Consider the following 25,980-nt stretch of genomic DNA (forward strand, 5'->3'; position numbering starts at 1 on the left):
CCGGAACCTCGCGGCTTGGTTCCCGTCAGGCGGCGACCGGCAGGCTCAGTGGCTTTTGCGTCACGACGAACAGATGCTCGACGTTGCGCAACCGTCCGACGGCCCCGACCTTCTCGCCCTTCAGGTTATGGATGCCGATGCGGGCGCCGACGTAGCGGGGGCGCGGGATCTCGACCACCTGGACATGGCCGCGCGCCGACAGCATGGCGACCAGGTCATCGCGGCTCAGATAACCCTCGTCGTTAAAGCTGACGATCAGGTTGGGCGTTTTCAGCCGTTCGACCACGGATTGCAGGGCCGGGCCGATGCCGGGGCGGCTGTTGAACGGGCTCTTGCGGGTCTTCACGTCGACCCGCTTGTTGGCCACGCCATAGGTCTCGGGCTTGTCCCACAGCACCAGGCTCTCCCAGCAGTGGTAGTTGGCCAGATAGGAGTGCTGGTTATAGGGCGGGTCCAGATAGACGAGGTCCGCCTCGACCTGATCGGCGATCTCGACCGCGTCGCCCTGGGTCGCCTTGCACGGCCCGGCGGCCACGCCCGGCAGCAGATCCGGCAGCCGCAGTTCCAGCGGTTTCAACGCGCGCGGCGCCCAGCGCTTCATATAGGCCATCTGCAGACCGGCGGTGGAATCCACCCGGTCCGCCGCCTCCATCAGGGCGACCAGAACCACGGCCTTCAGCTCCGGCTCCAGCCCCATGGCCTCGATACGTGTCCGCATGGCGTCGATGCGAGCGCCGTTGTCGGGGTGGAAGAAGCGGGCGTCCTCGCAGAAGGCCTTGGTGAACCAGCCGGCCTCGGGCGTCACTGTCCGCAGCTCGGTCAGGATGCCTTCCGCCTGCGTCGCCCAGCGTTCACGGTCAGCCTGGACATAGGCCGTCGCCAGGGTGTGGGCATAGGCGTTGTGATCATTGGACCAGACGCGGAACCCCTGCCCCTTCAGGGCGTGGCCGACGCGGGACGACCCGGAAAACAGGTCGCACACCGTCCCGCCGTCCGGCAGGGCGGCGCGCACCGCACCCGTGACATGGCCCAGAAGCGCGCGCTTTGAGCCGATGTACTTGATCATTCCGTCCCGTCAGGTCTTCCGGGCGCGCTTCGCCCCTTGCGGAACATGGGCCGGAGCATGGGCCAGACGCAACAGATTCGCGGCCCCCGGCGCGCCGAAAGGCGTTCCCGCGAGGATCAGGATGCGCTGACCGGCCTCGGCCAGGCCATAGGTCATGGCCGCCTCGACCGCGTCGTCGGTCAGGCCTTCCAGCGAGGACGGCTGGTCGCCCAGACGCGGCTCCAGCCCCCAGACCAGGGCCAGACGCCGCGCGGTCTCAGGCTTGGGCGTCAGGGCCAGAACCGGTTGCAGCGGCCGCTCGCGCGACATGCGCCGCGCCGTGCCGCCCAGCGTCGTGAACACCACCATGCAGGCGGTCGAGGCGGCTTCCGCAGCCTTCCTCGCCGCCGCCACCAGGGCGTCAACGTCGTGGATGTCCATGCCCGCGTGCTCGGCGTCCATCAGGCCGGGCCACAGGGGATCGCGCTCCACCCGCTCCATGATGCGATTCATGATGGCGACCGACTCCAGCGGATAGTCGCCCGAAGCGGTCTCGGCCGACAGCATGAGGGCGTCGGCGCCCTCATAGACGGCGTTGGCCACGTCCGACGCCTCGGCCCGGGTCGGGGCGGGCGAACTGGTCATGGATTCCAGCATCTGCGTCGCCACGATGGCGGGCACGCCGCGCTGGCGGGCGGCGCGCAGGATCTTCTTCTGGGCCACCGGCACTTCTTCGGGGTCCATTTCGACGCCCAGGTCGCCGCGCGCGACCATGACCCCGTCGCAGTAGTCGAGGATGCTCTCCAGATCGTTCAAGGCCTGGGGCTTCTCGATCTTGGCCAGACAGGCGGCCTGACCGTTCACGATGCGCTTCAGCTCGGCCATGTCCTCGGCCTTCTGCACGAAGCTGAGGGCCACCCAGTCGACGCCGAGACGAAGGGCGAAGGCCAGGTCCTCGCGGTCCTTGGGCGTCAGGGCGGAGACCGGAATGACCGCCTCCGGCACGGCCACGCCCTTGCGGTCCGACAGCTTGGAGCCGCTCTCAACCGTCACGTCGGCCCATTCGTCGGTGCGCTCGCCGACCCGCAGGCGGATGCGCCCGTCGTCAATCAGCAGCAGCATGCCGGTGCGCAGGGCCTTGAAGATTTCGGGGTGCGGCATCTGCACCCGCGTCTCGTCGCCGAGCGCCGGGTTCAGGTCGAACCGCATCCGGTGGTCCGGCTTGATGGCGATCTCGACGTCGGCGAAGCGGCCCAGCCGCAGCTTGGGCCCCTGCAGGTCGGCCAGAACCCCCAGCGGTCGTTTTAGCGCCAGCTCAGCGCCGCGCACGGCCTTCAAGGCCGCCGCGTGATCTTCATGTGAGCCGTGGCTGAAGTTCAGGCGGAAGACGTCCACCCCGGCCTGGGCCAGCGCCTTGACGGTCGCGGGCGCGCGGCTCGCGGGTCCAAGGGTCGCGACGATGCGCGCGCGGCGGGCTCTGTTCATAGTGTTTCCTCAAGGCGGCTCTGACGGCCATGGCCTCCCCTCAGAGGCCTTGATCCCTTGTGCCAATGAAAAGCCGAGGGCGTAAGACCACGCCCCCGGCCGGAAACACGAGTTTATGAGGCTGAAACACGACGTTACGGCCGTGAGGCCTATTTGGCCTCGCAACGCCCCGTGGCGAACTGCGGCAGGTCCATGCAGCGGCCGTCCACCTCGCCGGTCGGCTTGACGCCGATCAGATGGGCCAGGGTCGGGGCGATGTCGATGGTGCGCATCGGCAGGAAGCGCTCCTGACCATGGGCGCCCGGCCACCAGAAGATGATGGGCACGCGGCGGTCATAGTCCCAGGGCGAGCCATGGCTGGAAATGGCCCCGCCGACGCGTCCCGCCCCGGTCAGGCCCGGCTGGTAGGAGCGCATGATGTCGGGCGAACGCTCAGCCACCGCCGACAGCCGCAGACGCTGGCGCAGGCTCAATTCCTCGGGATTGTCCGAAGCGGGCAGCGGCTCGGCCAGCAGTTCGTCGCGCGACACCGCCAGGGCTACCTGGGGTTCGGCGTTCAGCAGTTCCACGGCGGCGGCCAGGACCTGGCTGCGCAGGGGCTCTGCCAGCGACTTCCTGTCCTTGTCGACCACGATCAAACCGCCCGCCGAGGAGACCAGCGGATTGGCGTCCAGCTTGAACCGGGCCTTCAGCGCGTCATTGACGCGCGGCATCAGGGCGCGATCCACCCGGCCCGCCGCCGGATAGCCCTCGACCGAGGACCGCTCGGGGAAGTCGGAGCCGCCATGGTCGGCGGTCAGGGTGACGATCACCCCGCCCGGAATGGTCGACAGCTTGTCGAGGAAGACGCCCAGGGCCGCGTCGAGGCGCAGCATCTGCTCGCACATCTCCGGCCCCTGCGTGCCATAGCCGTGGCCGATGCGATCGGTGGCCGACAGGCTGACGCCCAGCATGTCGGTGACGCCGCGACGGCCCAGTTGCTGATTGTCCAGCAGTGCGGCGGCGCCCTCCAGCGTCAGTTCGTCCAGCAGGGGCGAACCGTCAATCGAGTCGTCGGCCGGCGGCAGGGTCGAGTTGAAGGTCTGACCGCCGATGACCCACTGGCCTTCCAGACGGCGGCAGGCGTCGTGCCGATAGGTCCAGGTCGGCATCTGGCGCGTGAAGCGATCGATCATCCGCGCATTGATCGCCGCCACCGGCGCCAGCCTGGCCTCGGCAGACTGGCCCGGCTCGACATAGGTGGTGAAGCCGAAATCAGCCGTCAGCCAGAAGGCGCCGTCGGCTTTGTGGCCCGCAAGGTTGATCGCCCCGCGGTCCTTGCCCGAGATGCCGAAGACGCGGCTGGTCGGGCTGACGGTCTTCAGCCAGTCGCCCAGGGTCGAGGCCTTCAGCTGATCCGGGCCGACCGGACCGTTGTCCGTGTTCTTGCCGTGCGCCAGCGTGTTCTGCGGGGCGGCCAGGCAATAGGTCTCCTCGCCCGTCGTGGTGTCGATCCAGTCGTTGGCCGGGATACCGCTATGCGTCGGATGAACGCCGGTCAGGACGGTCGAGTGTCCGGCGCAGGTCACAGTGACGCCGTGGGTCTGATAGCCGTTGATCGAGACCATGCCCTGATCGGCCAGGGTCTTCAGACCCCCGGTGAACTGGCTGCGGTACTGGTTGAACAGGTTGGCGCTCAACTGATCGATCACGAGGGTCACCACCAGGGCCGGGGCCGCACGCTCGGCGGCTGCGGTCGCCGCTGCGGGCTGAGCCGCCTGCTGAGCCATGGCCGGAAGAGCCGCTCCCGCCAGAAGGGCGAGCGCCAGGGTCGGAGCCAGAACGCGGCTGAAGATCATTTTGAACACCGGAAACGCTGAGGATGCAGGTGACTACCCCCCCAGCGTAACGGCGCCAAGACAACGGCCCGGATTGGTTTGGCGCAGGCCGGCCGGCCGCCGCATTTCCTAGCGGCCGGGCGATTGCTCCGCCTCGACCCTCTGATAGCCGGCGTCGATGACGGCCAACATGGCCTGGGCGGCGCCGGCCTCGTCTCCCGCGGCGATGCGCTCGACGATCCGGGCGTGGGCCTCGACGGTTTCATGATGCAGAGCGGGCGCCTGGGTCGGCGGGCTGAGCGTGAAGGCTTCCAGCAGGGCCGTCTCGATGACGCCCGCCACCGAGCGGATCATCGGATTCTGCGACGCGGCGCCGATGGCCAGATGCAGGGCCAGGTCGGCGCGGGCGAACTCGTGGGCGGAGGCGTCCTCGCGGCGCATCCATTCGAGGGCTGCACGCATGGCGGCGAGGTCCGCTTCCGTGCGGTGGCGCGCGGCGAGGGACGCGGCCGTGGGCTCCAGGCTGCGTCTCACCTCGGCCAGATGCTGCCGGAACCGGGCGTCCATGCCGATAGCCACCCGCCAGGTCAGAACCTCCTTGTCGAAGAAGTTCCAGTGGACGCTGTCGCTGACCCGCGTGCCGACGCGGGTCTTCACTTTCAAAAAGCCCTTGGCCGACAGGCTCTTGAGCGCCTCACGCAGGGCTGTGCGCGACACGCCGAACCGCTCCAGCAGGTCGGCCTCCAAGGGCAGCTTGTCGCCAGGCGCCAGCGCGCCCGTGAGGATCTCCTGCGCCAGGGCGCGCACGATCTGGTCGTGGGCCGAGACCACGTGACCGCTCACACGGGTCGAAGCGGTCGAAGAAGCGGGCGAGGACATATCCATATCTGATCCTCTAGCGGTCTGGTCGTTTCGGCGCAAAGGCGCTGGTCAATCATTAGTATTATGATATTCACATTAAAGTCGCCACCGTCGACGACGCACAGCTTCCCCACGCCCCATGACCCAGACCTCGCCCAAGCCGCTGCGCAGCCGGGCCTGGTTCGACAATCCGTCGAACCCCGACATGACCGCCCTCTATCTGGAGCGGTATCTGAACTATGGGTTGACGCTGGAGGAGCTGCGCTCGGGCAAGCCCATCATCGGCATCGCCCAGACGGGATCGGACCTCAGCCCCTGCAACCGCCACCACCTCGAACTGGCCAAACGGGTTCGCGAAGGTATCCGCGAGGCGGGCGGCATCGCCCTGGAATTCCCGGTTCACCCCATTCAGGAAACCGGCAAGCGCCCGACCGCCGGACTGGACCGCAACCTGGCCTACATGGGTCTGGTCGAGCTGCTGTACGGCTATCCGATCGACGGGGTCGTGCTGACCATCGGCTGCGACAAGACCACGCCGGCCTGTCTGATGGCGGCGGCGACCGTGGACATTCCCGCCATCGCCCTGTCGGTCGGCCCCATGCTGAACGGCTGGCACAGGGGCGAGCGCGTCGGCTCGGGCACCATCATCTGGAAGGCCCGCGAAATGATGGCGGCGGGCGAGATCGGCTACGAGGAGTTCATCAATCTGGTCGCCACCTCAGCGCCCTCGGTCGGCTATTGCAACACCATGGGCACGGCGACGACGATGAACGCGCTGGCCGAGGCCCTGGGCATGTCCCTGCCCGGCTCGGCGGCCATCCCGGCCCCCTATCGCGAGCGGCCCCAGGTCGCCTACCTGACCGGCAAGCGCATCGTCGACATGGTCCATGAAGACCTGAAGCCGTCGGATATCCTGACCCGCGAGGCGTTCGAGAACGCCATCGTCGTCAACTCGGCCATCGGCGGCTCGACCAACGCCCCCATCCATCTGACGGCCCTGGCGCGCCACGCGGGCGTCGACCTGCCGCTGCAGGCCTGGGAAGAGGTCGGTCACAAGACGCCGCTGCTGGTGAACCTGCAGCCTGCGGGAAAATACCTGGGCGAGGACTTCCATCAGGCGGGCGGCGTGCCCGCCGTGGTGGCCGAACTGATGCGGCGCGGCCAGATCCACGAGGACGCCCTGACGGTCAACGGCCGGACCATCGGCGACAACTGCCGGGAGGCCGCCGTCGTGCTGCCCGACGTCATCCGCGACTTCGACACGGCCCTGGTGCAGGACGCGGGCTTTTTGGTCCTGTCGGGCAATGTCTTCGACAGCGCCATCATGAAGACCAGCGTCATCAGCGCCGAGTTCCGCGACCGCTACCTGTCCGATCCGGCCAGCCCTGACGCCTTCACCGGCAGCGTCGTCGTCTTCGACGGTCCTGAGGATTATCACCGCCGCATCGACGATCCGGCGGAAGGCATCACGCCCGACAGCATCCTGGTGATGCGCGGCGCGGGTCCGGTCGGCCACCCCGGCGCGGCCGAGGTCGTCAACATGCGGCCGCCCGCCGATTTGATCAAACAGGGGGTCCACGCCCTGCCCTGCATCGGTGACGGGCGCCAGTCCGGCACATCGGGCTCGCCCTCGATCCTGAACGCCTCGCCCGAGGCGGCGACGGGCGGAAATATCGCCCTGCTGAAGACCGGCGACCGGATGCGGATCGACCTCAAGACCCGCCGCGTGGACGTCCTGATCGACGAGACCGAGATGGCCGAGCGCCGCACCGCCTTCGAGGCCGCAGGCGGCTATCAGTATCCGGCGTCACAGACCCCCTGGCAGGAATTCCAGCGCGGCATGATCGGCGAGTTGGAGACGGGCGCCGTGCTGGAGCCCGCCGTCAAATATCACCGCATCGTCGACACCCTGGGCCTGCCCCGCGACAACCACTGACGCGGGGCGCTGAGCCCCTTCAGGGGATCAGCAGCCGCCGCATCGACGGGGCCGCCGCGATCAGGTCGCGGGTCACCAGGGCGGCGAAGAAGTCCGCGCCCTCGCGTCCGACGTGGGTGTAGTCGAACGCGATGCGCGCCTGCCCCAGAGGCTCAACCGCCGCATTGTTCTGAGCGGCTGCGGGCGCGCCCGGCGCGGCGGGGACCCCGGTGCTGGACGCGATGGTCGTGCCGGTCAGCAGGGCGGCGGCGACTTCCAGCGACGGCGCGGCCTGAGCGAATCGCGCCGACATCGCCGGACCCAGCGCCTGCACCGTCTCGGCGCTGGCGCGGTTGAGATCGACCAGAGGCGTCTTGGTCTCAGCCGCCACGGCCCGCACCGCCTCGGCCCAGGGCTCCAGATCGTTCTGCAAGCGCCCATCGACGAACTGGCGGCGGACCAGGGGCGTCAGCAGGATCGGCGTCGCGCCGCGCGCCCGCGTCTCGGCCACATAGCGTTTCAGATTGGCGGGGAACTCGGTCGCCAGATCGGTCGAGCGGCCCGGCTTGCCCGGTTGGTCGTTGTGGCCGAACTGGATCAGGACATAGGTGGAGGCGAACCCCGGCGTCGCCATCTCGGCCAGGGCCAGGTCCCACGAGCCCTCGGCGATATAGCTGCCAGAACTGCGTCCGCCGCGCGCCAGGTTCACGCAGGCCGCGAACGAGGTGACGTGATAGGCGCAGAAGCTCGGTCCCCAGCCGCCGACCACGGCCGTGGTGGAATCGCCCACCAGGATGATCTTGGACGCGCGGATCGGCTGAACGGGCGGCGCTTCGGCCGCAGCGGGCGTCTGAATCAGGGCGGCGGCGACGGTCAGGGCGGCGATCATCTCAGGTCTCCGAGGCGGTGATGCGGGCGGTCAGGGTCAGCAGGCCGCCGGGGGCCAACACGGTCAGGCCGCTGTCCTCGCCCGCCGGGGCGTTGTGGGCGTCGGGGCGATGGGTCACGGGCTCGACGCAGACGAAAGCCTCGCCGCGAGGCGCATAGACCTGGGCCCAGCGGGCGTTCGGCGAGGCGGTCAGATCGACCCGCCAGCCATCGTGCAGCAGCGCCGCCCACCCGTTCCAGTCGGCGAAGGCGTGATCGACGAAGGGGGCCTCGGCCACGGCGGCAGCCTCGCTCCAGTCGATCAGGTCGCCCGCCGCCGCCAGCCGCTCCGGGATTTCACGCGCATCGGTCAGCCAGACCCTGGGCGCCGACAGCTGCAGGCGCGTCGCGGGCTCGACCGCGAAATAGGGATGCAGGCCGAGACCAGCGGGCATGGGGGCGGCGTCCTCGTTGGCGATTGTCAGGCTCATCTCCAGCCCGTCCTCGCTCAGGCTCAGCCGGTGCGAGGCCGTCCAGGCCCAGGGCCATTCCGACCCGGCCTCGGCGGCCAGGACCAGATCAACCGTCCCGCCGTGAACGCGCAGCACGTTCCAAGGCGCGCGCCAACCGACGCCGTGCAGGGCGTGGGGCGCGAACCCCGGCGTGGCGGGCAGGCGCACAGCCCTGCCTTCAAACCCAAAGGCGCCATCGTCGATGCGATTGGCGTAGGGCGCCAGCGGGAAGCTGGAGGCCGCCAGCGGACTGTCGAGGTTGTCCGGCGCCGGGCGCAGCACGTCGCGTCCGCGCCACGTCAGCGACGTGATCGAGGCCCCAAGATCAGGACGCAGGTTCAGGGTCCAGTCGCCGCGTTCGATCTTCACAGGGCGATCCGGTGTTGCGGCAGGCCCGGCGTCTCGACCCGCAGATGATAGAGGCCGCCCAAGGTCGGCTGCGCCGCGCGCTTGTCGATGTTCCCCAGCCAGGCCGTAGTGCAGTAGAGGTCGCGTCCGTCCGCCCCGCCGAAAGCCGCCTTGGTCACCGTCTGGACCGGAAAGCGGATGGCGCCCAGACGACGGCCGTCCGGGGCAAACCGCGCCACGCCCCAGCCGTTGAACAGGCCTACGTGCAGCACCCCATCAGCGTCCATGCTCGGCCCGTCGCAATAGCCGTCCTCGGTCGTTGCAAAGACCCGTCGGTTCGACAACAGGCCGTCCTGATGGTCGAAGGCCAGGACCGTCTTCTCCAGTGTATCGTGGTGATAGAGGGTCCGCCCGTCGGGGCTGAGACAGGGCCCGTTGGTGACGCCGTAGCCGTCGTCGTGGCGGGTCAGCTCGCCCCTGAACCAGCGATAGAGGGCGCCGCTCCGGCCCTGCTCGCTGTCGTCCATCGACCCGAACCACAGAGCGCCATCGGGCGAGACATAGCCGTCATTAAGCCGGTTCTGCGGCCGATCCGCCTCGACCGGCTGGAACAGGGAGAAGTCGCCCATGTCCACGTCGAAACGATAGAGGCCGCCGCGTATGCCGCAGATCAGCGAGCCGTCCTCGGCAGGAAGCGCGAAGCCGATCTGATCCGGCGCGTCCCACGACGCCTTGTCCCCGGTCCTGGGATCTTCAGGCGCAGGCGTATAGCGATGCAGCCGCCGCCCCTTGATGTCGACGAACCACAGGCAGGCGCGGGGCGCGTCCCATGCCGGCCCCTCGCCCAGTTCGGCCTGGACGTCCCAGACGAGGGTCGGCGTGGTCATGCCGTCAGCCCGCCGAGTAGCTGGTCTTGATCTGTGTGTAGAACTCGACGGCGGCGAAGCCCTGTTCGCGGGGGCCGTAGGAGGACTTCTTCGTGCCGCCGAAGGGGACGTGGTAGTCGACGCCGGCAGTGGCCAGGTTGACCATGGTCATGCCGGCCCTGGCGTTCCTCTGGAAGTCGCGGGCGTGTTTCAGCGACCGGGTGACGATGCCCGCCGACAGGCCGAACTCGACGCCGTTGGCGACCGCCAGGGCTTCTTCGTAACTGGCCACGCGGATGGTCGAGGCGACGGGGCCGAAGACCTCCTCGGTGTTGATGCGCGCGTCCGGCAGGGTGTCGGCGATCAGGGTCGGCTGGACGTACCAGCCGGGCTTGTCCAGCTTCAGACGCTCGCCGCCGGTGACGATCCGGCCGCCGCCGTCGCGGGCGATGTCGATGTAGTTGTACGACACATCGCGCTGGGCCTCGGTCACCGCCGGTCCCATCTGGCTGTCGGGATCGAGGGCGTCGCCGACGCGAAGCGCCGCCACCTTCTCGGCCAGCAGGGCGACGAAGCGGTCGTGGATGCCGTCCTGCACGATCAGGCGGCTCGACGCCGTGCAGCGCTGGCCGGTGGCGAAGAAGCTGCCGTCCAGGGCGATGGCGACGGCGCGATCCAGGTCAGCGTCGTCCAGCACGATCAGGGGGTTCTTGCCGCCCATCTCCAGCTGCACGCGGGCCTGACGCTTCATCGCCCCTTCGGCCACGCCCGCGCCGACGCCCTGCGAGCCGGTGAAGCTGATGCCGTCCACGCCGGGGTGGGCGACGATGGCGCGGCCCACGTCGCCGTCGCCGATGACCATGTTGACCACGCCCCTGGGCAGGCCCGCCTCATGCAGGATGGCGATCAGGGCCTCGGCGGTGGCCGGGGTCGGGCCGGCGGGCTTGATGACCACGGTGTTGCCGAAGGCGATGGCCGGCGCGATCTTCCAGGCCGGAATGGCGATGGGGAAGTTCCACGGCGTGATCAGGCCGAACACCCCGACCGCCTGGCGATAGGTCTGGATCTCCACCCCCGGCCGCGTCGAGGCCAGGTTCTGGCCGTGAACGCGCAGGGCCTCGCCGGCGAAATACTTCAGGATGCGGGCCGCGCGCATGGTCTCGCCGATGCCTTCCGGCAGGGTCTTGCCCTCCTCGCGCGACAGCAGGCGGCCGATCTGCGGGGCGCGCTCCATCAGCAGGGACCCGGCCCGGTCCAGCACGTCGAAGCGGACCTCGGGCGAGGCGTCGGCCCAGCCGGGGAAGGCGGCGCGCGCGGCCTGCACCGCCTGATCGACCTCGGTCGCCCCGCCCCTGGGCGTCCGGGCCACGACCTCGCGCGTGTCGGACGGGTTCAGGCTCTCGCCCGACAAGTCCCCGCCCACCTTCTCGCCGCCGATCCAGTGCGAAAGCTCAAGCGTGTCCGTCATGGGATGGTCCTTTCAGAAAGCAGCAGGGCGACGGGGGAGCGCCGCCCCGCCTTCGGGGAGGTCAGGTAGCAGAGCTTGCGGGCGTCAGCCCATGTCTTCCAGTTCGCGGCCGCGCGTCTCCTTCACCCAGGTCTGGACCAGGAAGAAGGAGATCAGGGCGCTGACCGAATAGAAGCCGTAAGTCACGACAAGACCCAGCGACGCCGCCATCCACGGGAAGCTGACGGCGATGGCGAAGTTGGCGATCCACTGGGCGAAGCCGGCGACGGCCAGGGCCGAGCCGCGCATCTGGTTGGGGAACATCTCGCCCAGCATGACCCACATGACCGGCCCCCAGCTGAGGTTGAAGAAGACCACATAGGCGTTGGCGGAAATCAGCGCGGTCAGGCCCGTCTGATCGTCCAGATGCAGCGCCCCATCGACCATGGCTGCGCGCGAGAAACACCAGGCCAGAACGCCCAGGGTCACGAACATCCCAACCGAGCCGATCAGCAGCAGGGGCTTGCGGCCGATCTTGTCGATCATGGCCACGGCGCCCAGGCAGGCCGCGATCGACAGGACGCCGGACAGGATGTTGATCTGCAGGGCGTCGTTTTCGGAGAAGCCGACCGACTGCCACAGTACCGCGCCATAGTAGAAGACGATGTTGATGCCGACCAGTTGCTGGAAGACCGCCAGGATCAAACCGGCCCAGACGATGGGGCGCACCTTGCGGGTCGCCGGGTCCAGCAGGTCGGCGAAGCGCGGCTTGTGGTCCGCCGCCAGCGAGGCGCGGATTTCCTGCACCTTGCGCGCGCCGGCGCCCTGGCCGAACAGCTTGGACAGCACGGCCTCGGCCTGAACGTCCTTCTTCTTGACCACCAGGAAGCGCGGGCTTTCGGGAATGGCCAGCAGGGCCAGGAAGTAGATGCCGGCAGGCACGACCTGCAGCCAGAACATCCAGCGCCAGGCCGGATAGCCCAGCCAGAACTCGGCCGTCGATCCGCCCGCCGTCTTGGCCAGGGCGTAGTTGGCGACGAAGGCGCCCGTCAGACCGGTGATGATCATGATCTGCTGCACCGACGACAGCCGCCCCCGGATCGAGGCCGGGGTCACTTCGGAAATATAGGCCGGCGACAGGACCGAGGCCGCGCCGACGCCCAGGCCGCCGATGAAGCGGGCGAGGATGAAGTGGGCCGAACTGTCCGCCGCCCCGGCCCAGACGGCCGAGATGATGAACATGACGGCGGCGATCTGCATCACCGTGCGGCGGCCGACGGCGTCCGCCAGTCGTCCCGCCGCGAAGGCGCCGAAGGCGCAGCCCAGCAGGATGGCGCCGACGTTGAACCCTGTGCCCAGCGCCGACAGGTTGAAGGCCGCCTCCAGCCCGTCCTGCGTGCCGTTGATGACGCCGGAATCATAGCCGAACATGAAGCCGCCGATGGTGGCCACCGCCACGATCAGGGCGATGAAGGCCATGTTGACCCGATCATTCCCCGCGATATCCGGGCCAGAAGCCCCTGTCGGTCCCGCCATATTCGTCCCTCCCCAGGTCCGAGTGGTTGACCGCCCGTCATTGATCGCGGGCGGTGATGAAATCAGATTTGCGTCAGCGCCAGCCCGCGTCCACGAAATACTCGTGCCCAGTGATGAAACGGGCGTCATCAGAGGCCAGAAACAGGGCCAAGGCCGCCACGTCGCGCGGCTCGATGCGGCCCTTCAGGCACTGGGCGGCGACGATCTCGGCCTCGCCTTCGGGCGTGTACCACTTCATCTGACGCGGGGTTTTGACATTGCCCGGCACGATGCAGGCGACCCGCACGCCGTCCGCGCCCAGCTCCCGCGCCAGGGCCCGCGTCATGCCCTCGATGCCCGCCTTGGCGGTCTCGTAGATGGACAGGTCGGGCAGACCCAGATGCCAGCTGATCGAGCCCAGGTTCAGGATCACGCCCCGGCCCTGCGCGCGCATGGCGGGGGCCACCGACTGGGCCGCGAAATAGAGGTGGCGCAGGTTCACGGCGATCCGCTCGTCCCAATAGGCGGGCGTGACCTCGGCCAGGGCATGACGGTCGTCGCTGGCGGCGTTGTTGATCAGGACGTCGATCGGCCCGTGCCGGGCCATGATCCCGACCAGGGCCGCCTGCAGGGCCTCGACCCGGGTCAGGTCGCAGGTTTCAAAAACCGGCGCCGGGTCCAGTTGCGCCAGCGACGCCTCCAGAGCCCTGGAGTCCGCCTCGGCGATATCGAAGAAGACCACCCGCGCGCCCTGTCGAGCGAAGGCCTCGACCACCCCTGCCCCGATGCCCGAGCCGCCGCCGGTGACGACCACCAGTCGCCCCTTCAGCGAGGGATAGACCGCGCCGCTCACGCCGCGCCGCCCAGAAGGCCGCGCCCGGCCAGATTGCGCATCAGACCACCGACGCCCAGGGTCCAGGGCGGCGCCTGATCGCAGGTCGCGACGATGTTCTCAAGCAGGCCCAGCCTGTCGGACGACACTCGCACCCGGTCGCCGACCTTGTGGGTAAAGCCCTTGCCCGCCTCGCCGCGATCCTCGACGGGGGCGAACATCGTGCCGAGATAGAGGGCGAAGCCGTCGGGGTACTGGTGGGCGCTCAGGGTCTGGGTCGCCAGGTCCTCGGGATCGCGGCTGATCAGGCGCATCGAGCTTTCGCCGGTCATGACGAAGCCGTCCTCGCCCTCGACCTCCAGCCGAACCGTGGCGGCGCGCACGTCATCCATGCTGAAGCCGTGGTCGAACAGGCGGACGAAGGGCCCGACCGCCGCCGAGGCGTTGTTGTCCTTGGCCTTGCCCAGCAGCAGAGCCGAGCGCCCTTCGATGTCACGCAGGTTGACGTCGTTGCCCAGGCTGGCGCCGACCGGGCGACCCGCCGGATCGCAGACGATCACCACCTCCGGCTCCGGGTTGTTCCAAGCCGAGTCGGCCCGCACCCCGACCGCCGCGCCCGCCCCGACCGAGGCCAGCACCGGCGCCTTGGTGAAGATCTCGGCATAGGGGCCGATGGCGACCTCCAGATACTGCGACCACAGGCCGTCGGCGATCAATTGCGCCTTGACCGCCTCAGCCTGAGCCGAGCCCGGCTTCAGGTCCTTCAGTTCGCCGCCGACGCGCTCCAGCAGGCCCTGACGAATGGCGTTGGCGGCGGCGGCGTCGCCACGCGCCCGCTCCTCGATCACCCGCTCCAGCGCCGAAACAGCGAAGGTCACGCCCGAGGCCTTGATGCATTGCAGGTCCAGCGGCGACAGCAGGGCCAGCCCCGCATCGCCCCAAGCCGTCGCGACCTTCAGGTCCTCGACCGCGCCCAGATCGCGCCCCTCGGCGGCGGCGAGATCGGGTCGCGCCAGAGCCATCGCCGTCGTCGGCGCGAAGGCGGAAATGTCGAGCAGCCGGCTGTCCCGCAGCAGCACGGGCGTCGGCCCGTCAGCGGTCTCGATCCGGCCCAGCAGGACAGCCGCGCGCCAGTCGCGCGGCAGAATGGCGGTCATATCCAAGGCGCGTCTCCCACACGATCTGACGTCGTGTTAGCGCTAACATTCTCCACTTGGAAACCGGTGTCAACCGGGTGACGCGGTGCTCTCCCGTTCAATCAGTCGATGTTCGACGAATTGCGTCTCGAGCTGCTCCTTGCCCGCCAGACGCAAGGCCGCGCGGCGGGCCATCTCGGCGACCGGCTGGCGGATGGTGGTCAGGGCGGGCCAGACGCTGGCGGCCAGATAGGTGTCGTCGAATCCGACCACCGAGACGTCGCCGGGCGTCTGCAAACCTTCGGCATGGACGGCGGCCAGGGCGCCCGCGGCCATGTCGTCGTTGCTGGCGAACAGGGCCGTCGGTCGCGGGCGCGCCGCCAATAGCCGGCGCGCCGCCTCAAAGCCGGAGCGATAGGTGAAATCGCCGCGCTCTATCAGCAGTTCAACGCCCGGCGACGCGTCAATCGCGGCCTGCGCGCCTCGGCGTCGGTCGGCGCTGGCGCTCTGATCGGCGCGGCCTTCGATCAGGCCAATGCAGCGGTGGCCCAGGTCGATCAGCCGTCGCGTCATCTCGGCGGCGGCGCCGACGTCATCCACCCGCAGGGCCCCCGTCATGCCCTCGACGGGCGGCGCGGCCAACAGCACCGCCTTCAGACCCGCCGCCCGGATAGCGTCGAGGGTCGCGGCGGATTCACCCAGCGGCGGCGGCACGATCAGCCCCTGCGCCCCGCCGGCGGCCAAGCGCCGCACGGCCTCGGCCTCCTGCGCCGGATCGCCCGCCTGCGACGGCTCGATCATCAGCAACAGCCCCGCCGCCCGCGCCCCAGCCAGGGCGCCGGACAAGACCTCTGCCAGATAGGCGTTGCTGGGGTTGGCGTAGAGCAGGCCGATGCGCCCCGCCCCGGCTCGCGCCAGAATCCGCGCCGCGGGATCGGGCACATAGCCCGCCTCATCGATCACCGTCTGGACCCGCTCGCGCGTCGCCGCGCTGACCCGCGCCCCGCCGTTGATGACGCGCGACACCGTCATGGCCGACACCCCCGCGCGGCGGGCGATGTCGTCGATGGTCGGGTTGCGATCGTCTGCGGCCATGACGCCACTGGTCGCGGCAAGCGCCGCCGTCGTCAAGGCGCGGGCGCGATCCACAGGGCCAGGGGACGGCCCGCCAGCGCGGCGGGCGGCGCCAGCGAACTGGGCCCCTCGGACGCAACCGCGTCGACCACCGCCCCGTCGGCGATCCACCGCAGCGCCTGCCCAGCGGCGACGGACCGGGCCAGTTGGATCGCGGCGCCATCGAGGCTGTAGATCAGAACCCTCCCGTCCGGCGCCGACGACGCCCAGGCCGCGCCGGTAGGCGCCATCAAGGCCGCATCCAGCCGTAGCGAGGCCCGGGCCTCAGCTCCGACCGTCGCCTCAACGGCGCGGCTCAGCCCCGGGAAGGCATCGTCGTCATTGAGCACCACCAGATCGGCGCTGCGGTCGCGATACTCGCGATAGGCGCGGTAGCGCATGGCCGGGGTCGAGCGCCACAGGGCCCGCCGAACCTCGCCCGCGTCGGCGCCGTCGGCCAGATCCTGCGGCCGGGCGATGGCGTCCACCTGTTCGCGGGGCGCCTTGTCCAGCCCGCCCTGCACCGCGAACAGCGAGGTGTCGGGACGATAGACCCAGTGATGGAAGGCGACCGCATCCACCATCTGCGACCGGGCCGGATCATCCAGAATGGCGTCCATCTGATCCTTGGGGATCTCCAGCGCCACCCGCGCGTCCGCGCCGGTCTCGGCCTCCCAGGCGGCGATCTCGTCCAGCCAGAACCGCACGAAGGACAGGGGGCCGGTGTATTCAGGGTCCAGCCCGATCACGACATTGGGCCGCCCCTTCAGCGTCTCCAGGGTATGACGGATATAGCGGCGATGCAGGTCGCGCCGCACCGGGTCAGACACGTCCCAGAAGACCTCCGCCGCCGGCACTTCGTTCGGCATTCCCGTCGCTTGCAAGGCGTTGACGGGCCGCCAGGGGAAGTCAACGTAGTGTGAGCGGCTCTCCAGCAGCCAGTGCTGAAGATAGAGCTTGTGATACAGGACCACGCCCTGCTGCTCGGCCAGATCGGCGAAGCGGGCGACCCGGTCGAAAAACCAGGGATTGAAGCGTTCCAGGTCGAACTTGCTGAGGCCGTCCCAGGCCCGCCCCTGCCCGCTGCGCGCCCAGGGCAGTTCCATGAAGGGCCCCCAGACCTCTCCGTCGCGCTGGTCGGGCGAGCCGTAGAAGTCGTGATCGACGCGGCGGCGGTCGTACCAGAGGCCGTAGTTATGATGCACCACATCGCCGGTCTTCAATCCGGCCGCGAAGGCGTCCAGATCGTCGGTCAGCCCCCACCCCTCCAGCCCCGGCGCAAAACGGGTGATGAAGGGACCGGACGCCTCGGCCAGGGCCGGGACCATCTGGGCCTGAAAGAAGGCGAAGCCGATGCGGCGACGCCAGGCGGGCTGGCCGTCGATGACGAAGCGGCCGTCCGCGATCGTCAGCGGGTGACTGGCGACAGGTTGCGTCGTCACGGTTCGCCACGCTGCGACCTCGGCCTCGGTCAGATGCGGGGCGCCGACCTCAGCCGGATAGGTTGCGGGGTCCAGCGCCGCCAGAGCGCCCGCGCCCATCCTGCGCTCCAGTTGCATCCGATAGAGGCTGGCCGGTTCCTGCGGCTGGGCGCGGTGGAAGTCGCGGCCGGGCATGACGCGCGCGTCTTCCAGCACCCCGTCGCCGGAACGCTCGCCGCGACAGCCGACGGCGACATTGGCGGCGCCCGGCGGACTGCGCACCTCGACCACCGTCGCCTCGCAGTTCCACAGGACCGAGTTGGCCGCCGACCAGCCGACGCCCTGCCCGTCTCGTCCGCGATGGGTCAGGGCCAGGCCCCCGCCGCGCACCTTGACCCCGTCGAACAGGACGCCGGTGGCCCAGCTTTCCTGCGTCCCGCTGTCGCCAAGGGCGTCGGTGGCGGTGCAGTCGAGGAAGACGTTGGGACCGGCGGCGGCATGGCCGACTGAAAAATCGTGGATTCCATCGTTGCTGGCGCAGCGCTGGAACAGGGTCTGCTGGCCCGCCGTGTAAAAGGTGCGCCGACGCAGGCCGCCGATCTCGGACACGGGGCGACTGGCGCTCACATCCTGGGCCGCGACCCGGCGACTGTCGGGCCCGAGGTCGATGGCCGAGCTGACAAAGCCTTCAAAGACAAGGTTCCGTAGCCAGACATCCTCGGCCCGATCCACGGCGATCCCGGTCCAGCTGTGGTCCTCGTCGGCGGGGCGCGACGGGTCGTGACGCGAGACGAGGGTAAGGTTCTCCACCCCCACCTCGCGGAGACGCGACGCCGAAGGACCGCGCCGCACCGTGGCGCCGTCGCCCGCCGCTAGCGCCATGGTCAGGGGTGCGTCCAGAACGACGCTGCGCCCCTCCACGGCGACGACGCGCCGCTGCCAGATCACATCTCGCGAGCCCGGCTTCCAGTTCAGCCGGGTTTCAGGCCGCCAGCCGACGAAGGCGTCCATGCCCAGGGCGGCAATCCATTCGGCGGTGCTGGGACGGCGGATGGTCACCGCGTCGCCAACGCCAAGGCTTTCGGTCGTCTCCAGAGTCAGGCGCACGGTCCCGACCGGCGTCTCGCCCATCACCTGATGCTTTACGCCGGTCGAAGCGTCGGCCGTGCCGCTACGCGCACCGACCGTGATCAGAGCGCGCCGATCCACGCCGGTCGCCACAATGGTCGTCGCCTGCGGGCCCGCGCCACGCAGCACCACCCCGCCGACCTCGAGCCGGATCTGGCCCTGGACCTGATACTCGCCCGCCGCCAGCAGCACCGCGCCGCGCCGCCCCTCGGCGTCGGGCTTCGCCTTCGCCGCGCGATCCAGCGCCGCAAGGATGCGGTCGGTGTCGTCGCCCTCGCCCGGCTCGACCCGGATCAGGACCGGCAGGAGGGGCGCGGCCACGCCCCCGCCGCGATAGCCCGCGTGGGAAAAATCGATGGGCGGCGTCAGGGCGACGAAGTCCGGCTGCGTCTGGGCCAGCGAAGCCCCCGCCAGCGACGCTGCGACTATCAGCCCCGCGATCCAGAACCGGACCATGTCTTCCTCCCCCTAGGCATCACCTGAAAAGTATTATTATATTGATTGATGAGTCCAGCGGTCGCTCAGGCGGCGCGCGTCGACATCAGAGCGGCAGGACCGGGGGAAGGAGAGTTTTCAGGGATGCTGACCCGACGCGCCTGTCTGGCGGCCGCAGCGGCGGCGCCCCTGCTGACCGTCGCCCCTGTCGCTATGGCAAAGGACGTCGATGCGGCACGCGACGCCATGCGCCGGGCCACCCGCTTCATGACCGACAGGGCGGCGGTCAACGGCGGCTATGTCTGGTCCTACCTGTCCGACTTCTCGCGCCGCTGGGGCGAGATGGAGGCCTGGCCCAGCATGATCTGGACCCAGGCACCGGGCACGCCCGAGATGGGCCAGATCTTCCTCGACGCCTGGCGCGCCACCGGCGAGGCCCAGTATCTGGACGCCGCCGTCGCGGCGGGCGACGCCCTGATCCGGGGCCAGCACCCCAGCGGCGGCTGGAACTATGTCATCGACTTCGACGGCGAGGACTCGCTGCGCCGCTGGTACGAAACCATCGGCAGGAACGGCTGGCGGCTGGAGGAATTCCAGCACTACTACGGCAACGCCACCTTCGACGATCACGCCACGGTCGAGTGCGGCCGCTTCCTGCTGCGGCTGGCCCTGACGACGGACCTGCCGCGCGTTCGCGCCGCTGTGGACCGCACCATCGCCTTCGTCCTGGACAGCCAACTGCCCAGCGGCGGCTGGCCCCAGCGCTGGCCGCGCGCGGGTGAGTTCAGCAACCATGGCCGTCCCGACTACACCGGCCTGATCACCCTCAACGACGAGGTGATGGACGAGAACATCGACTTCCTGCTGCTGGTCCAGCAGCAATGGAACCGCCCGGATGTGGAGCAACCGATCCGCCGCGCCATGGCCTGTTACCGCGACCTGCAGCAGCCGGCGCCGACGCCCGGCTGGGCGCTGCAGTACACCCCCGACTTCAAGCCCGCCTGGGGCCGGACCTACGAGCCCGCCGCCGTCTCGCCCCACGTCACCGCCGTCGCCGTGGAGCGGATGCTGGACTTCTATCGCCTGACCGGCGACCGCAGCTTCCTGGCCCGTCTGGACGAGGCGCTGGACTGGCTGGTGCGGGTCGAGGCCCCCGCTGCCGCCCACCACGAAGGCCGCAACCATTTCCGCTATGTCGAGCCGGGAACCAACCGCTTCATCGCCGTGCATCGGCGGGGCTCGAACGCTCGGAACGGCGAATACTACTTCGACTACGACATGACCGGCCAGCGCGGCGAGAAGCATATCGACCTGCCCCGCCTGCGCCGCCGCGTCGAACAGGTCGCCGCCCTGACGCCGGAAGAGGCCGTGCGCCAGTCCGCCCTGATGGGGCGCGGTCCCAGCCTGCTCTCCGACTATGTCATCACGCGGCCGCAGGGCGGGTCCGACCTCAACGTCACGTCCTCGCGTCCGGGAATGACACCGGTTACATTGCTAATCGAGGGGCTGAACGCGGAGGGGTATTGGCCGGTGGAATTGCGCACGACCAGCCATGCCTATCGCGGCGACGGCCCCGCCGAACCGCCGCCCGGCTTCGTCGATCGCGGCCAGGTCGGGGATGAATGGGACACCTCGCCCTTCACCGAGTCCAGCGGACCGATGGGGATTTCGACCGGGGCCTATATCAACAACATGGCCCGGCTGATCGCCCATGTGCGCGAGGCGAGGCCGGCATGAGCCGAAGCCTGATCCTCCTCGGCGCTCTCGCCGCCTTCGCGACCGACGTTGCCGCACAGGATGTCGCGCGCGCCCCTGACGGCCGCGCCTATCGCGCCCAGCCGCTGACGACCGACTTGTTCATCGCCGACCCCTCGGCCCACGTCTTCGACGGGCGAGTCTATGTCTATGGCTCTCATGACATTCAGGGACCGCCCGCCGACGACCAGCCGGGCAAGGGCTTCGTCATGAAGGACTATGTGGTCCTGTCGATGGACCGCGTCGGCGGACCGGTGACCATCCATCCGACCGCCTTCACCCTGGCCGACGTGCCCTGGGCGGATCGCCAGCTTTGGGCGCCCGACGCGGCCTATAAGGACGGGCGCTACTACCTCTACTTCCCGGCCAAGGACCGCGACGGCGTCTTCCGCATCGGCGTAGCCGCCGGAGACCGGCCCGAAGGCCCCTTCACGCCCGAGCCCCAGCCCATCCCCGGCGCCTACAGCATCGACCCCAGCGTCTTCGTGGACGAAGACGGCGCGGCCTATCTCTATGTCGGGGGCATCCACGGCGGACAGCTTCAGCGCTGGGCCAGCGGCCGCTACGATCCCTCAGCCGGCGACACCGACTTGAACCAGCCCGAGGCGGCGTCGCTGATGCCCAAGGTGGCGCGTCTCAGCGACGACATGCTGAGCCTGGCCGAACCGCTCCGTGACGCAGTGATTCTGGACGCGCAAGGCCAGCCCCTGAAGGGCGGCGATCTGGACCGGCGCTTCTTCGAGGCCGCCTGGCTGCATCGCTACAACGGCCTCTACTACCTCAGCTATTCGACCGGCGACACGCACTTCATCGCCTACGCCACGGCGACCACGCCCTATGGCCCCTTTACGTATCGGGGACGGGTCCTGCTGCCGGTTCAGGGCTGGACCACGCACCATTCCATCGTCGAGGTCGAGGGCCAGTGGCGGCTCTTCTATCACGACACGCAGTTGTCGAACCGCACCCATCTGCGCAGCGCCAAGGTGGTCGACCTGCATCACGAGGCCGACGGTTCGATCCGCACCATCGACCCCTTCATCGCGCCCTAGCTCCGCTCAGTTCGCGTCACGCATAGAAGAAAAGAGGAAACGCCCATGAGCCCCATCAATCGTCGCGCCGCCCTGAGCGGCCTGCTCGGCGGCGTCGCCGCCTCGGCCATGCCGGTCGGCGCCGTCTTCGCCCAGACCAACGAAGAGGCCGCGCCTCTGGGCCGTGAATGGGCCGGGATGAAGTGGCGCAAGGGCATCGAAGGCCAGCGCATGGCCGACCTGGGCGACGGCACCTTCCTGAACCCCATCATGTCGGGCGACCACCCGGACCCGTCGATCGTCAAGGACGGCGACGACTACTACATGACCTTCTCGTCGTTCGAGTCGGTGCCGGGCATCCACATCTGGCACTCACGCGACCTGGTGAACTGGCGCCCGATCACGGCGGCCCTGACCACCAACATCGGCTCGGTCTGGGCGCCCGAGCTGATCAAACATGAGGGCCGCTTCTACTGCTACATCCCGGCCCGCTTCCCCAACTACCGCTCCAACTACGTCATCTGGGCGGACAAGATCGAAGGGCCGTGGAGCGAACCGATCGATCTGAAGATCCCCGGCAACATCGACCCCGGCCACATCGTCGGCGAAGACGGCAAGCGCTACCTCTTCCTCAACGGCGGCGACCGGGTGCGGCTGACCGACGACGGCCTGGCCACCGATGGTCCGCTGGAACAGGTCTATGACGCCTGGCGCTATCCCGAGGACTGGATCGTCGAGGGCCACGCCCAGGAAGGGCCCAAGCTGCTGAAGCATGGCGACTACTTCTACATGATCACCGCCATCGGCGGCACGGCGGGTCCGCCCACCGGCCACATGGTCATCGCCGCCCGCTCCAAATCGATCCATGGCCCATGGGAGGAATGCCCGCACAACCCCATCGTCCGCACCCGCAGCGGGGCCGAGAAGTGGTGGTCGCGCGGTCACGCCACCCTGGTCGAGGGCCCCACCGACGGCGACTGGTGGATGGTCTATCACGGCTATGAGAACGCCTACTGGAGCCTGGGCCGCCAGACCCTGCTGGACCCGATCGAGTGGACCGACGACGGCTGGTTCCGCGCCAAGGGCGGCGATCTGTCCAAGCCCATCGCCATGCCGCGCGGCGGTCAGGCCGTGCCGCACGGCATGGCCCTGTCGGACGACTTCACCACCGACAAGTTCGGAACCCAGTGGAGCTTCTACGACCCGCAACCGAATGAGAAGGACCGCTTGCGCCGCGACAACGGCGTCCTGCACATGAAGGCCAAGGGCAAGGCGCCGGTCGACTGTTCCCCGCTGACCTTCGTCCAGGGCGAGCAGGCCTATCAGATCGAATGCGAGATCGAGATTGATCCCGGCGCGGTGGCAGGGCTGATCCTGTTCTACGACCGCGCCCTCTACGCCGGGCTGGGCTTCGACGCGACGCGCTACGTCACCCACCAGTACGGGATCGAGCGCGGACGGCCCGCCAATCCGCACGGCCGACGCATGTTCATGCGTCTGACCAACGCCTATCAGAACGTCTATTTCGACACCTCGGCCGACGGGGTGAACTGGAAACGCTTCGACCGCGGCATGGAGGTGTCCGGCTACAACCAGAACGTTCGCGGCGGCTTCATGATGCTGCGCCCCGGCATCTACGCCGCCGGCGAGGGCGAGGCGCGGTTCAAGAACTTCAAGTTCCGCGCCCTGTGATGCGCCTGTAAGCCACAAAGGGGCGGAGACGAGATGCTCCGCCCTTTCTCAACTGGGCGCGCTGTCCTTGCGCGTCAGGGTCGCCAGATCCCAGTCGGCCTCCACGAAGGGGCGATGCGTCTGAGCCATGACCGGATAGCCGCCGACTTCGCGCTCGTCGTCGATGATGCGGCCGGTTCCGCTGCGCACCTCTTGCAGAATCCGTCGATCCACGGCGTCGCGCGCCCAGGGCCGCGCCCCGGCCTCGGCGAAGACCCAGGCTTCAACCTGATCCGAAGGCCGCGCTCGGAACCCGGCGGGCCAGTGCGACGAGGCGCCCAGCCGTCTGATCTTCGGCTCGCGGTCCGAGATGATCCCAATCTCCTGCATCGCCCGCCCGTCGGCATGGCGCGCCGGATTGTCCAGCGCATAGAGATCCAGATCCCCCTGCCCCTCCACGATCAGGAAGGGCAGATCCGCGCGCGTCGACGGCCCGCCGCGCACGACGTTTCCGACGATGGACAACTGGCCGACCTCCCACGGATGCGCGCCCCATTCCGAGGCGTTCAGCGCATAGTGCATGCAGCGGTTGCCGGGGTTGTAGATCAGGTTGTTGGCGCTGACCGCGTGGACGCCGCCCTTGAACAACTGGTTCCGCTCATGGTCGTGGGCGTAGAGATTGCCGACGATCAGCACCTGGGTCGCATTGTCGTGGATCAGGGTGCCCTTGGAATGCTCGCCCTTGGCATGGCTGGCGTTCGACAGGCCTTCCGACACGATGTTGCGGCTGAAGGTGATGCGGCGCGAGGTGTGCTGACGCCACTGCTCCGCCGTGTCGCCGCCGTCGAAACGCGGGCCGGACGCCGACAGGTTCTCGTCCGTCGCCCAACTGAAGGAGCACTGATCCACGATCACGTCGTGCGCGCCCGAGGTGGTCAGGCCGTCCACCTCCCAGCCGCTTTTCGCCGCCGCCCCGTCCGCGCCGGGCCGGATTCGGATATGGCGCACGATGACGTCATGGGTGCGCAGGCTGACCCCGCCCCGGATCATGGTGATCCCGGGCTCGGGCGCGGTCTGACCGGCGATGGTCAGGAAGGGATTCGCCACCCGGATGTCGCGGCGGTTCAGGTCGATGACGCCGCCCACCTCGAACACCACAAGGCGCGGCCCCTCGGCCTCCAGCGCGGCGCGCAGCGAGCCCGGCCCCTCGCCCGCCAGGGTCGTGACGCGGATGATCCGCCCGCCGCGTCCGCCCGGCGTCGAGGCGGCCCAGCCCATGGCGCCCGGAAAGGCCAGGACCTGGCCTTCCGCCAAGGCCGGCAGGGGCAGAGCCCCGACCGCAACGGCGGTCAGCATCAGGCGACGACGATCGATCATGTCAGCGCCTCCAGCGGCGGCAGGGGTCTGGCGAAGGGCTGGTCCTCGGCGACGACGATGCGGCCCTCGGCGTCGAAGTCCACGCGGATCAGGCCAGGCTTCTCGCGGAAATGGCTCTGTTCGTCGTTGCCGAAGAAGGTGGACCACCACCGCCCCTCGCGGTCCTTGAAGACATTGCCGCCCCCGGCGCAGGGCGCGGCCTCGTGCTTCATCCGATAGGGGCCGAGCAGGTGTTCGGACACGGCGAAGACGAAGGAATAGCGCCCCTCCACATTGCCGACCGCGCCCAGATAATAGAGCCCGTCTTTCTTGAAGAGGGTCGCGCCTTCGTAGCCCAGGGTGTTCTCGCCCCTCAGGCAGCGGGCGCGGTCGCGCGCGACCAGGCACTGGGTGTCAGCGAAGGTCGTGCGCTTCCACTCCTCGGCATAGCCGGACAGGTCGTCCTTCAGCCGCACGATCTCGTCGCCCGAGCCATAGGTCAGATAGACGGCCCCGTCGTCGTCCTGGAACAGGGTGGCGTCGATGCCCCGCCGCAGATGGGCGTCGGGCGAGAAGGCGTATTCATAGGGCCCCTCCGGCCTGCCCGTCGTGCTGCGCAGGATGCCGAGGCCCGCCCGGCTGACGCTGAAGCAGAGGAAGTAACTTCCAGAGACGTAATGGATCTCAGGCGCCCAGATGGCTCGGAAGGGCACGCCCTTGCGCATTCGCCACTCCCGCGCCCAACCGCCTTCACGGTCCAGGCTCCAGACCAGGCCCAGATAGGTCCAGTCGACCAGATCGGTCGAGCGCCACAGTTCGATCCCGTCGTTGAAGGCCCAGATGTTGTCGCCCGTCGAGCCGGTCATGTAGTAGGCGCCGTCGCCGCCGATGCAGATCTGCGTGTCGCGCAAATGCAGTTCCATCAGAGGATGGATCGGCGGCAGCAGCCCCTTGTCCACCGCCGACCCCGTCGCGGCCTCGCCCCAGGGCAGGGTCGGATAGGCCATCGGCCGCGTCCCGCGATAGCGAACCCCCGCCAGACCCGACATCCAGCCGCCGCGCGCATCGGCGAGGGTCGCTGTCGCCCCCGCTCCGCTGACGCCCTTATAGGGATAGGGGTTGCGCTCAGGCGTCGGGATCAGCCGCCCCGAATCGTCCGTCGACTGAGCAAGCGCGCGCGGCGCCATCAGCCCCGTCGCCGCCGCGCCCATAAACGCGAACAATGTTCTGCGATTCTCCACAAACACGGCCCCTCCCCCTTGCGCTTGCGATTCACACATGATCATCAATGACATGACACCGGTATCAGAAATCGCTTGGCGGTCTAAAAATATTATAATACTTTTTTGAAGAAGCCGGGTGCTCGCCCGGCGGCTGGATGATCGACGGAGCCCGCCAAGAGGCTCTGCGATCGAGGAGGAGGGAAC

The 25,980-nt window shown here is 68.9% G+C and carries 19 protein-coding genes; 4 read left to right on the top strand and 15 right to left on the bottom strand.

Annotation, left to right across the window (positions count from 1 at the left end; genetic code table 11):
• Positions 1-25: 25 nt before the first annotated feature.
• The 4 genes from ACFYLW_RS12870 to ACFYLW_RS12885 all read right to left on the bottom strand — a co-directional run bounded on the left by ACFYLW_RS12870 (position 26) and on the right by ACFYLW_RS12885 (position 5,232).
• Positions 26-1,066 (bottom strand): DNA adenine methylase, encoded by a 1,041-nt coding sequence (locus ACFYLW_RS12870; RefSeq protein ID WP_312063393.1) that lies wholly within the window; start codon positions 1,064-1,066, stop codon positions 26-28.
• 9 nt (positions 1,067-1,075) lie between these two features.
• Entirely contained in the window at positions 1,076-2,530 is a 1,455-nt protein-coding gene (gene pyk, locus ACFYLW_RS12875; protein WP_312063394.1) for a pyruvate kinase, read from the bottom strand.
• Between the two features lie 149 nt (positions 2,531-2,679).
• On the bottom strand, positions 2,680-4,368 hold the full coding sequence (locus tag ACFYLW_RS12880; protein ID WP_312063396.1) for an alkaline phosphatase family protein: 1,689 nt from the start codon (positions 4,366-4,368) through the stop codon (positions 2,680-2,682).
• 108 nt (positions 4,369-4,476) lie between these two features.
• On the bottom strand, positions 4,477-5,232 hold the full coding sequence (locus ACFYLW_RS12885; RefSeq protein WP_312063398.1) for a FadR/GntR family transcriptional regulator: 756 nt from the start codon (positions 5,230-5,232) through the stop codon (positions 4,477-4,479).
• A 115-nt stretch (positions 5,233-5,347) separates the two neighbouring features.
• Between ACFYLW_RS12885 and ACFYLW_RS12890 the strand changes: the two genes are divergently transcribed.
• Positions 5,348-7,144: an IlvD/Edd family dehydratase gene (locus ACFYLW_RS12890; RefSeq protein ID WP_312063400.1), complete on the top strand. Its 1,797-nt coding sequence runs from the start codon at positions 5,348-5,350 to the stop codon at positions 7,142-7,144.
• A gap of 19 nt (positions 7,145-7,163) precedes the next feature.
• Here the strand turns inward: ACFYLW_RS12890 and ACFYLW_RS12895 are convergent, their stop codons facing one another.
• The 9 genes from ACFYLW_RS12895 to ACFYLW_RS12935 form a co-directional block, all read right to left on the bottom strand.
• Positions 7,164-8,012, bottom strand: a complete 849-nt coding sequence (locus tag ACFYLW_RS12895) for a rhamnogalacturonan acetylesterase (RefSeq protein WP_312063401.1) — start codon at positions 8,010-8,012, stop codon at positions 7,164-7,166.
• A gap of 1 nt (position 8,013) precedes the next feature.
• The gene (locus tag ACFYLW_RS12900) at positions 8,014-8,871 is read right to left on the bottom strand and encodes an aldose 1-epimerase (RefSeq protein ID WP_312063402.1); all 858 of its coding nucleotides are present in this window, start codon (positions 8,869-8,871) and stop codon (positions 8,014-8,016) included.
• Positions 8,868-9,737, bottom strand: a complete 870-nt coding sequence (locus ACFYLW_RS12905; RefSeq protein WP_312063403.1) for an SMP-30/gluconolactonase/LRE family protein — start codon at positions 9,735-9,737, stop codon at positions 8,868-8,870. Before ACFYLW_RS12905 ends, ACFYLW_RS12900 begins: the two co-directional genes overlap by 4 nt.
• Positions 9,738-9,741: 4 nt before the next feature.
• Positions 9,742-11,184, bottom strand: a complete 1,443-nt coding sequence (locus tag ACFYLW_RS12910; RefSeq protein WP_312063405.1) for an aldehyde dehydrogenase family protein — start codon at positions 11,182-11,184, stop codon at positions 9,742-9,744.
• A gap of 84 nt (positions 11,185-11,268) precedes the next feature.
• Positions 11,269-12,699 (bottom strand): sugar porter family MFS transporter, encoded by a 1,431-nt coding sequence (locus ACFYLW_RS12915; protein ID WP_312063406.1) that lies wholly within the window; start codon positions 12,697-12,699, stop codon positions 11,269-11,271.
• A 73-nt stretch (positions 12,700-12,772) separates the two neighbouring features.
• Positions 12,773-13,531, bottom strand: coding sequence for an SDR family oxidoreductase (locus ACFYLW_RS12920; RefSeq protein WP_312063407.1), 759 nt, complete (start codon positions 13,529-13,531; stop codon positions 12,773-12,775).
• Entirely contained in the window at positions 13,528-14,673 is a 1,146-nt protein-coding gene (locus ACFYLW_RS12925; RefSeq protein ID WP_312063410.1) for a fumarylacetoacetate hydrolase family protein, read from the bottom strand. The genes ACFYLW_RS12920 and ACFYLW_RS12925 overlap by 4 nt, the downstream gene beginning before the upstream one ends.
• A gap of 63 nt (positions 14,674-14,736) precedes the next feature.
• Positions 14,737-15,741 (bottom strand): LacI family DNA-binding transcriptional regulator, encoded by a 1,005-nt coding sequence (locus ACFYLW_RS12930; RefSeq protein WP_312063411.1) that lies wholly within the window; start codon positions 15,739-15,741, stop codon positions 14,737-14,739.
• A 32-nt stretch (positions 15,742-15,773) separates the two neighbouring features.
• Positions 15,774-18,764 carry a DUF6298 domain-containing protein gene (locus tag ACFYLW_RS12935; protein WP_313472350.1) on the bottom strand — a complete coding sequence of 997 codons (2,991 nt, stop codon included), beginning with the start codon at positions 18,762-18,764 and terminating at the stop codon, positions 15,774-15,776.
• Between the two features lie 123 nt (positions 18,765-18,887).
• On the opposite strand from ACFYLW_RS12935, the gene ACFYLW_RS12940 reads away from it, so the two are divergent.
• From ACFYLW_RS12940 to ACFYLW_RS12950, 3 genes are read left to right on the top strand one after another with little or no spacing between them, the layout of a single operon-like run.
• Positions 18,888-20,480, top strand: coding sequence for a pectate lyase (locus tag ACFYLW_RS12940; protein ID WP_312063413.1), 1,593 nt, complete (start codon positions 18,888-18,890; stop codon positions 20,478-20,480).
• Positions 20,477-21,547 carry a glycoside hydrolase family 43 protein gene (locus ACFYLW_RS12945; protein WP_312063415.1) on the top strand — a complete coding sequence of 357 codons (1,071 nt, stop codon included), beginning with the start codon at positions 20,477-20,479 and terminating at the stop codon, positions 21,545-21,547. The genes ACFYLW_RS12940 and ACFYLW_RS12945 overlap by 4 nt, the downstream gene beginning before the upstream one ends.
• Positions 21,548-21,592: 45 nt before the next feature.
• Positions 21,593-23,218, top strand: coding sequence for a family 43 glycosylhydrolase (locus tag ACFYLW_RS12950; RefSeq protein WP_312063416.1), 1,626 nt, complete (start codon positions 21,593-21,595; stop codon positions 23,216-23,218).
• Positions 23,219-23,266: 48 nt separating this feature from the next.
• Here ACFYLW_RS12950 and ACFYLW_RS12955 read toward each other — a convergent pair whose 3' ends face one another.
• Positions 23,267-24,574, bottom strand: coding sequence for a pectate lyase (locus ACFYLW_RS12955; RefSeq protein ID WP_312063417.1), 1,308 nt, complete (start codon positions 24,572-24,574; stop codon positions 23,267-23,269).
• The gene (locus ACFYLW_RS12960; protein WP_312063418.1) at positions 24,571-25,776 is read right to left on the bottom strand and encodes a family 43 glycosylhydrolase; all 1,206 of its coding nucleotides are present in this window, start codon (positions 25,774-25,776) and stop codon (positions 24,571-24,573) included. Before ACFYLW_RS12960 ends, ACFYLW_RS12955 begins: the two co-directional genes overlap by 4 nt.
• Positions 25,777-25,980: the final 204 nt, after the last annotated feature.

The sequence above is a fragment of the Brevundimonas sp. NPDC007368 genome (assembly GCF_042869015.1).
Taxonomy (GTDB): domain Bacteria; phylum Pseudomonadota; class Alphaproteobacteria; order Caulobacterales; family Caulobacteraceae; genus Brevundimonas.

Excerpts from the sequence above, each read along its gene's own strand:
- ACFYLW_RS12940 (WP_312063413.1), top strand. The coding sequence starts at position 18,888 with ATGCTGACCCGACGCGCCTGTCTGGCGGCCGCAGCGGCGGCGCCCCTG.
- ACFYLW_RS12880 (WP_312063396.1), bottom strand. The coding sequence starts at position 4,368 with ATGATCTTCAGCCGCGTTCTGGCTCCGACCCTGGCGCTCGCCCTTCTG.
- ACFYLW_RS12910 (WP_312063405.1), bottom strand. The coding sequence starts at position 11,184 with ATGACGGACACGCTTGAGCTTTCGCACTGGATCGGCGGCGAGAAGGTG.
- ACFYLW_RS12905 (WP_312063403.1), bottom strand. The coding sequence starts at position 9,737 with ATGACCACGCCGACCCTCGTCTGGGACGTCCAGGCCGAACTGGGCGAG.
- ACFYLW_RS12890 (WP_312063400.1), top strand. The coding sequence starts at position 5,348 with ATGACCCAGACCTCGCCCAAGCCGCTGCGCAGCCGGGCCTGGTTCGAC.
- ACFYLW_RS12895 (WP_312063401.1), bottom strand. The coding sequence starts at position 8,012 with ATGATCGCCGCCCTGACCGTCGCCGCCGCCCTGATTCAGACGCCCGCT.
- ACFYLW_RS12885 (WP_312063398.1), bottom strand. The coding sequence starts at position 5,232 with ATGGATATGTCCTCGCCCGCTTCTTCGACCGCTTCGACCCGTGTGAGC.
- ACFYLW_RS12945 (WP_312063415.1), top strand. The coding sequence starts at position 20,477 with ATGAGCCGAAGCCTGATCCTCCTCGGCGCTCTCGCCGCCTTCGCGACC.
- ACFYLW_RS12870 (WP_312063393.1), bottom strand. The coding sequence starts at position 1,066 with ATGATCAAGTACATCGGCTCAAAGCGCGCGCTTCTGGGCCATGTCACG.
- pyk (WP_312063394.1), bottom strand. The coding sequence starts at position 2,530 with ATGAACAGAGCCCGCCGCGCGCGCATCGTCGCGACCCTTGGACCCGCG.
- ACFYLW_RS12915 (WP_312063406.1), bottom strand. The coding sequence starts at position 12,699 with ATGGCGGGACCGACAGGGGCTTCTGGCCCGGATATCGCGGGGAATGAT.
- ACFYLW_RS12930 (WP_312063411.1), bottom strand. The coding sequence starts at position 15,741 with ATGGCCGCAGACGATCGCAACCCGACCATCGACGACATCGCCCGCCGC.
- ACFYLW_RS12955 (WP_312063417.1), bottom strand. The coding sequence starts at position 24,574 with ATGATCGATCGTCGTCGCCTGATGCTGACCGCCGTTGCGGTCGGGGCT.
- ACFYLW_RS12935 (WP_313472350.1), bottom strand. The coding sequence starts at position 18,764 with ATGGTCCGGTTCTGGATCGCGGGGCTGATAGTCGCAGCGTCGCTGGCG.
- ACFYLW_RS12950 (WP_312063416.1), top strand. The coding sequence starts at position 21,593 with ATGAGCCCCATCAATCGTCGCGCCGCCCTGAGCGGCCTGCTCGGCGGC.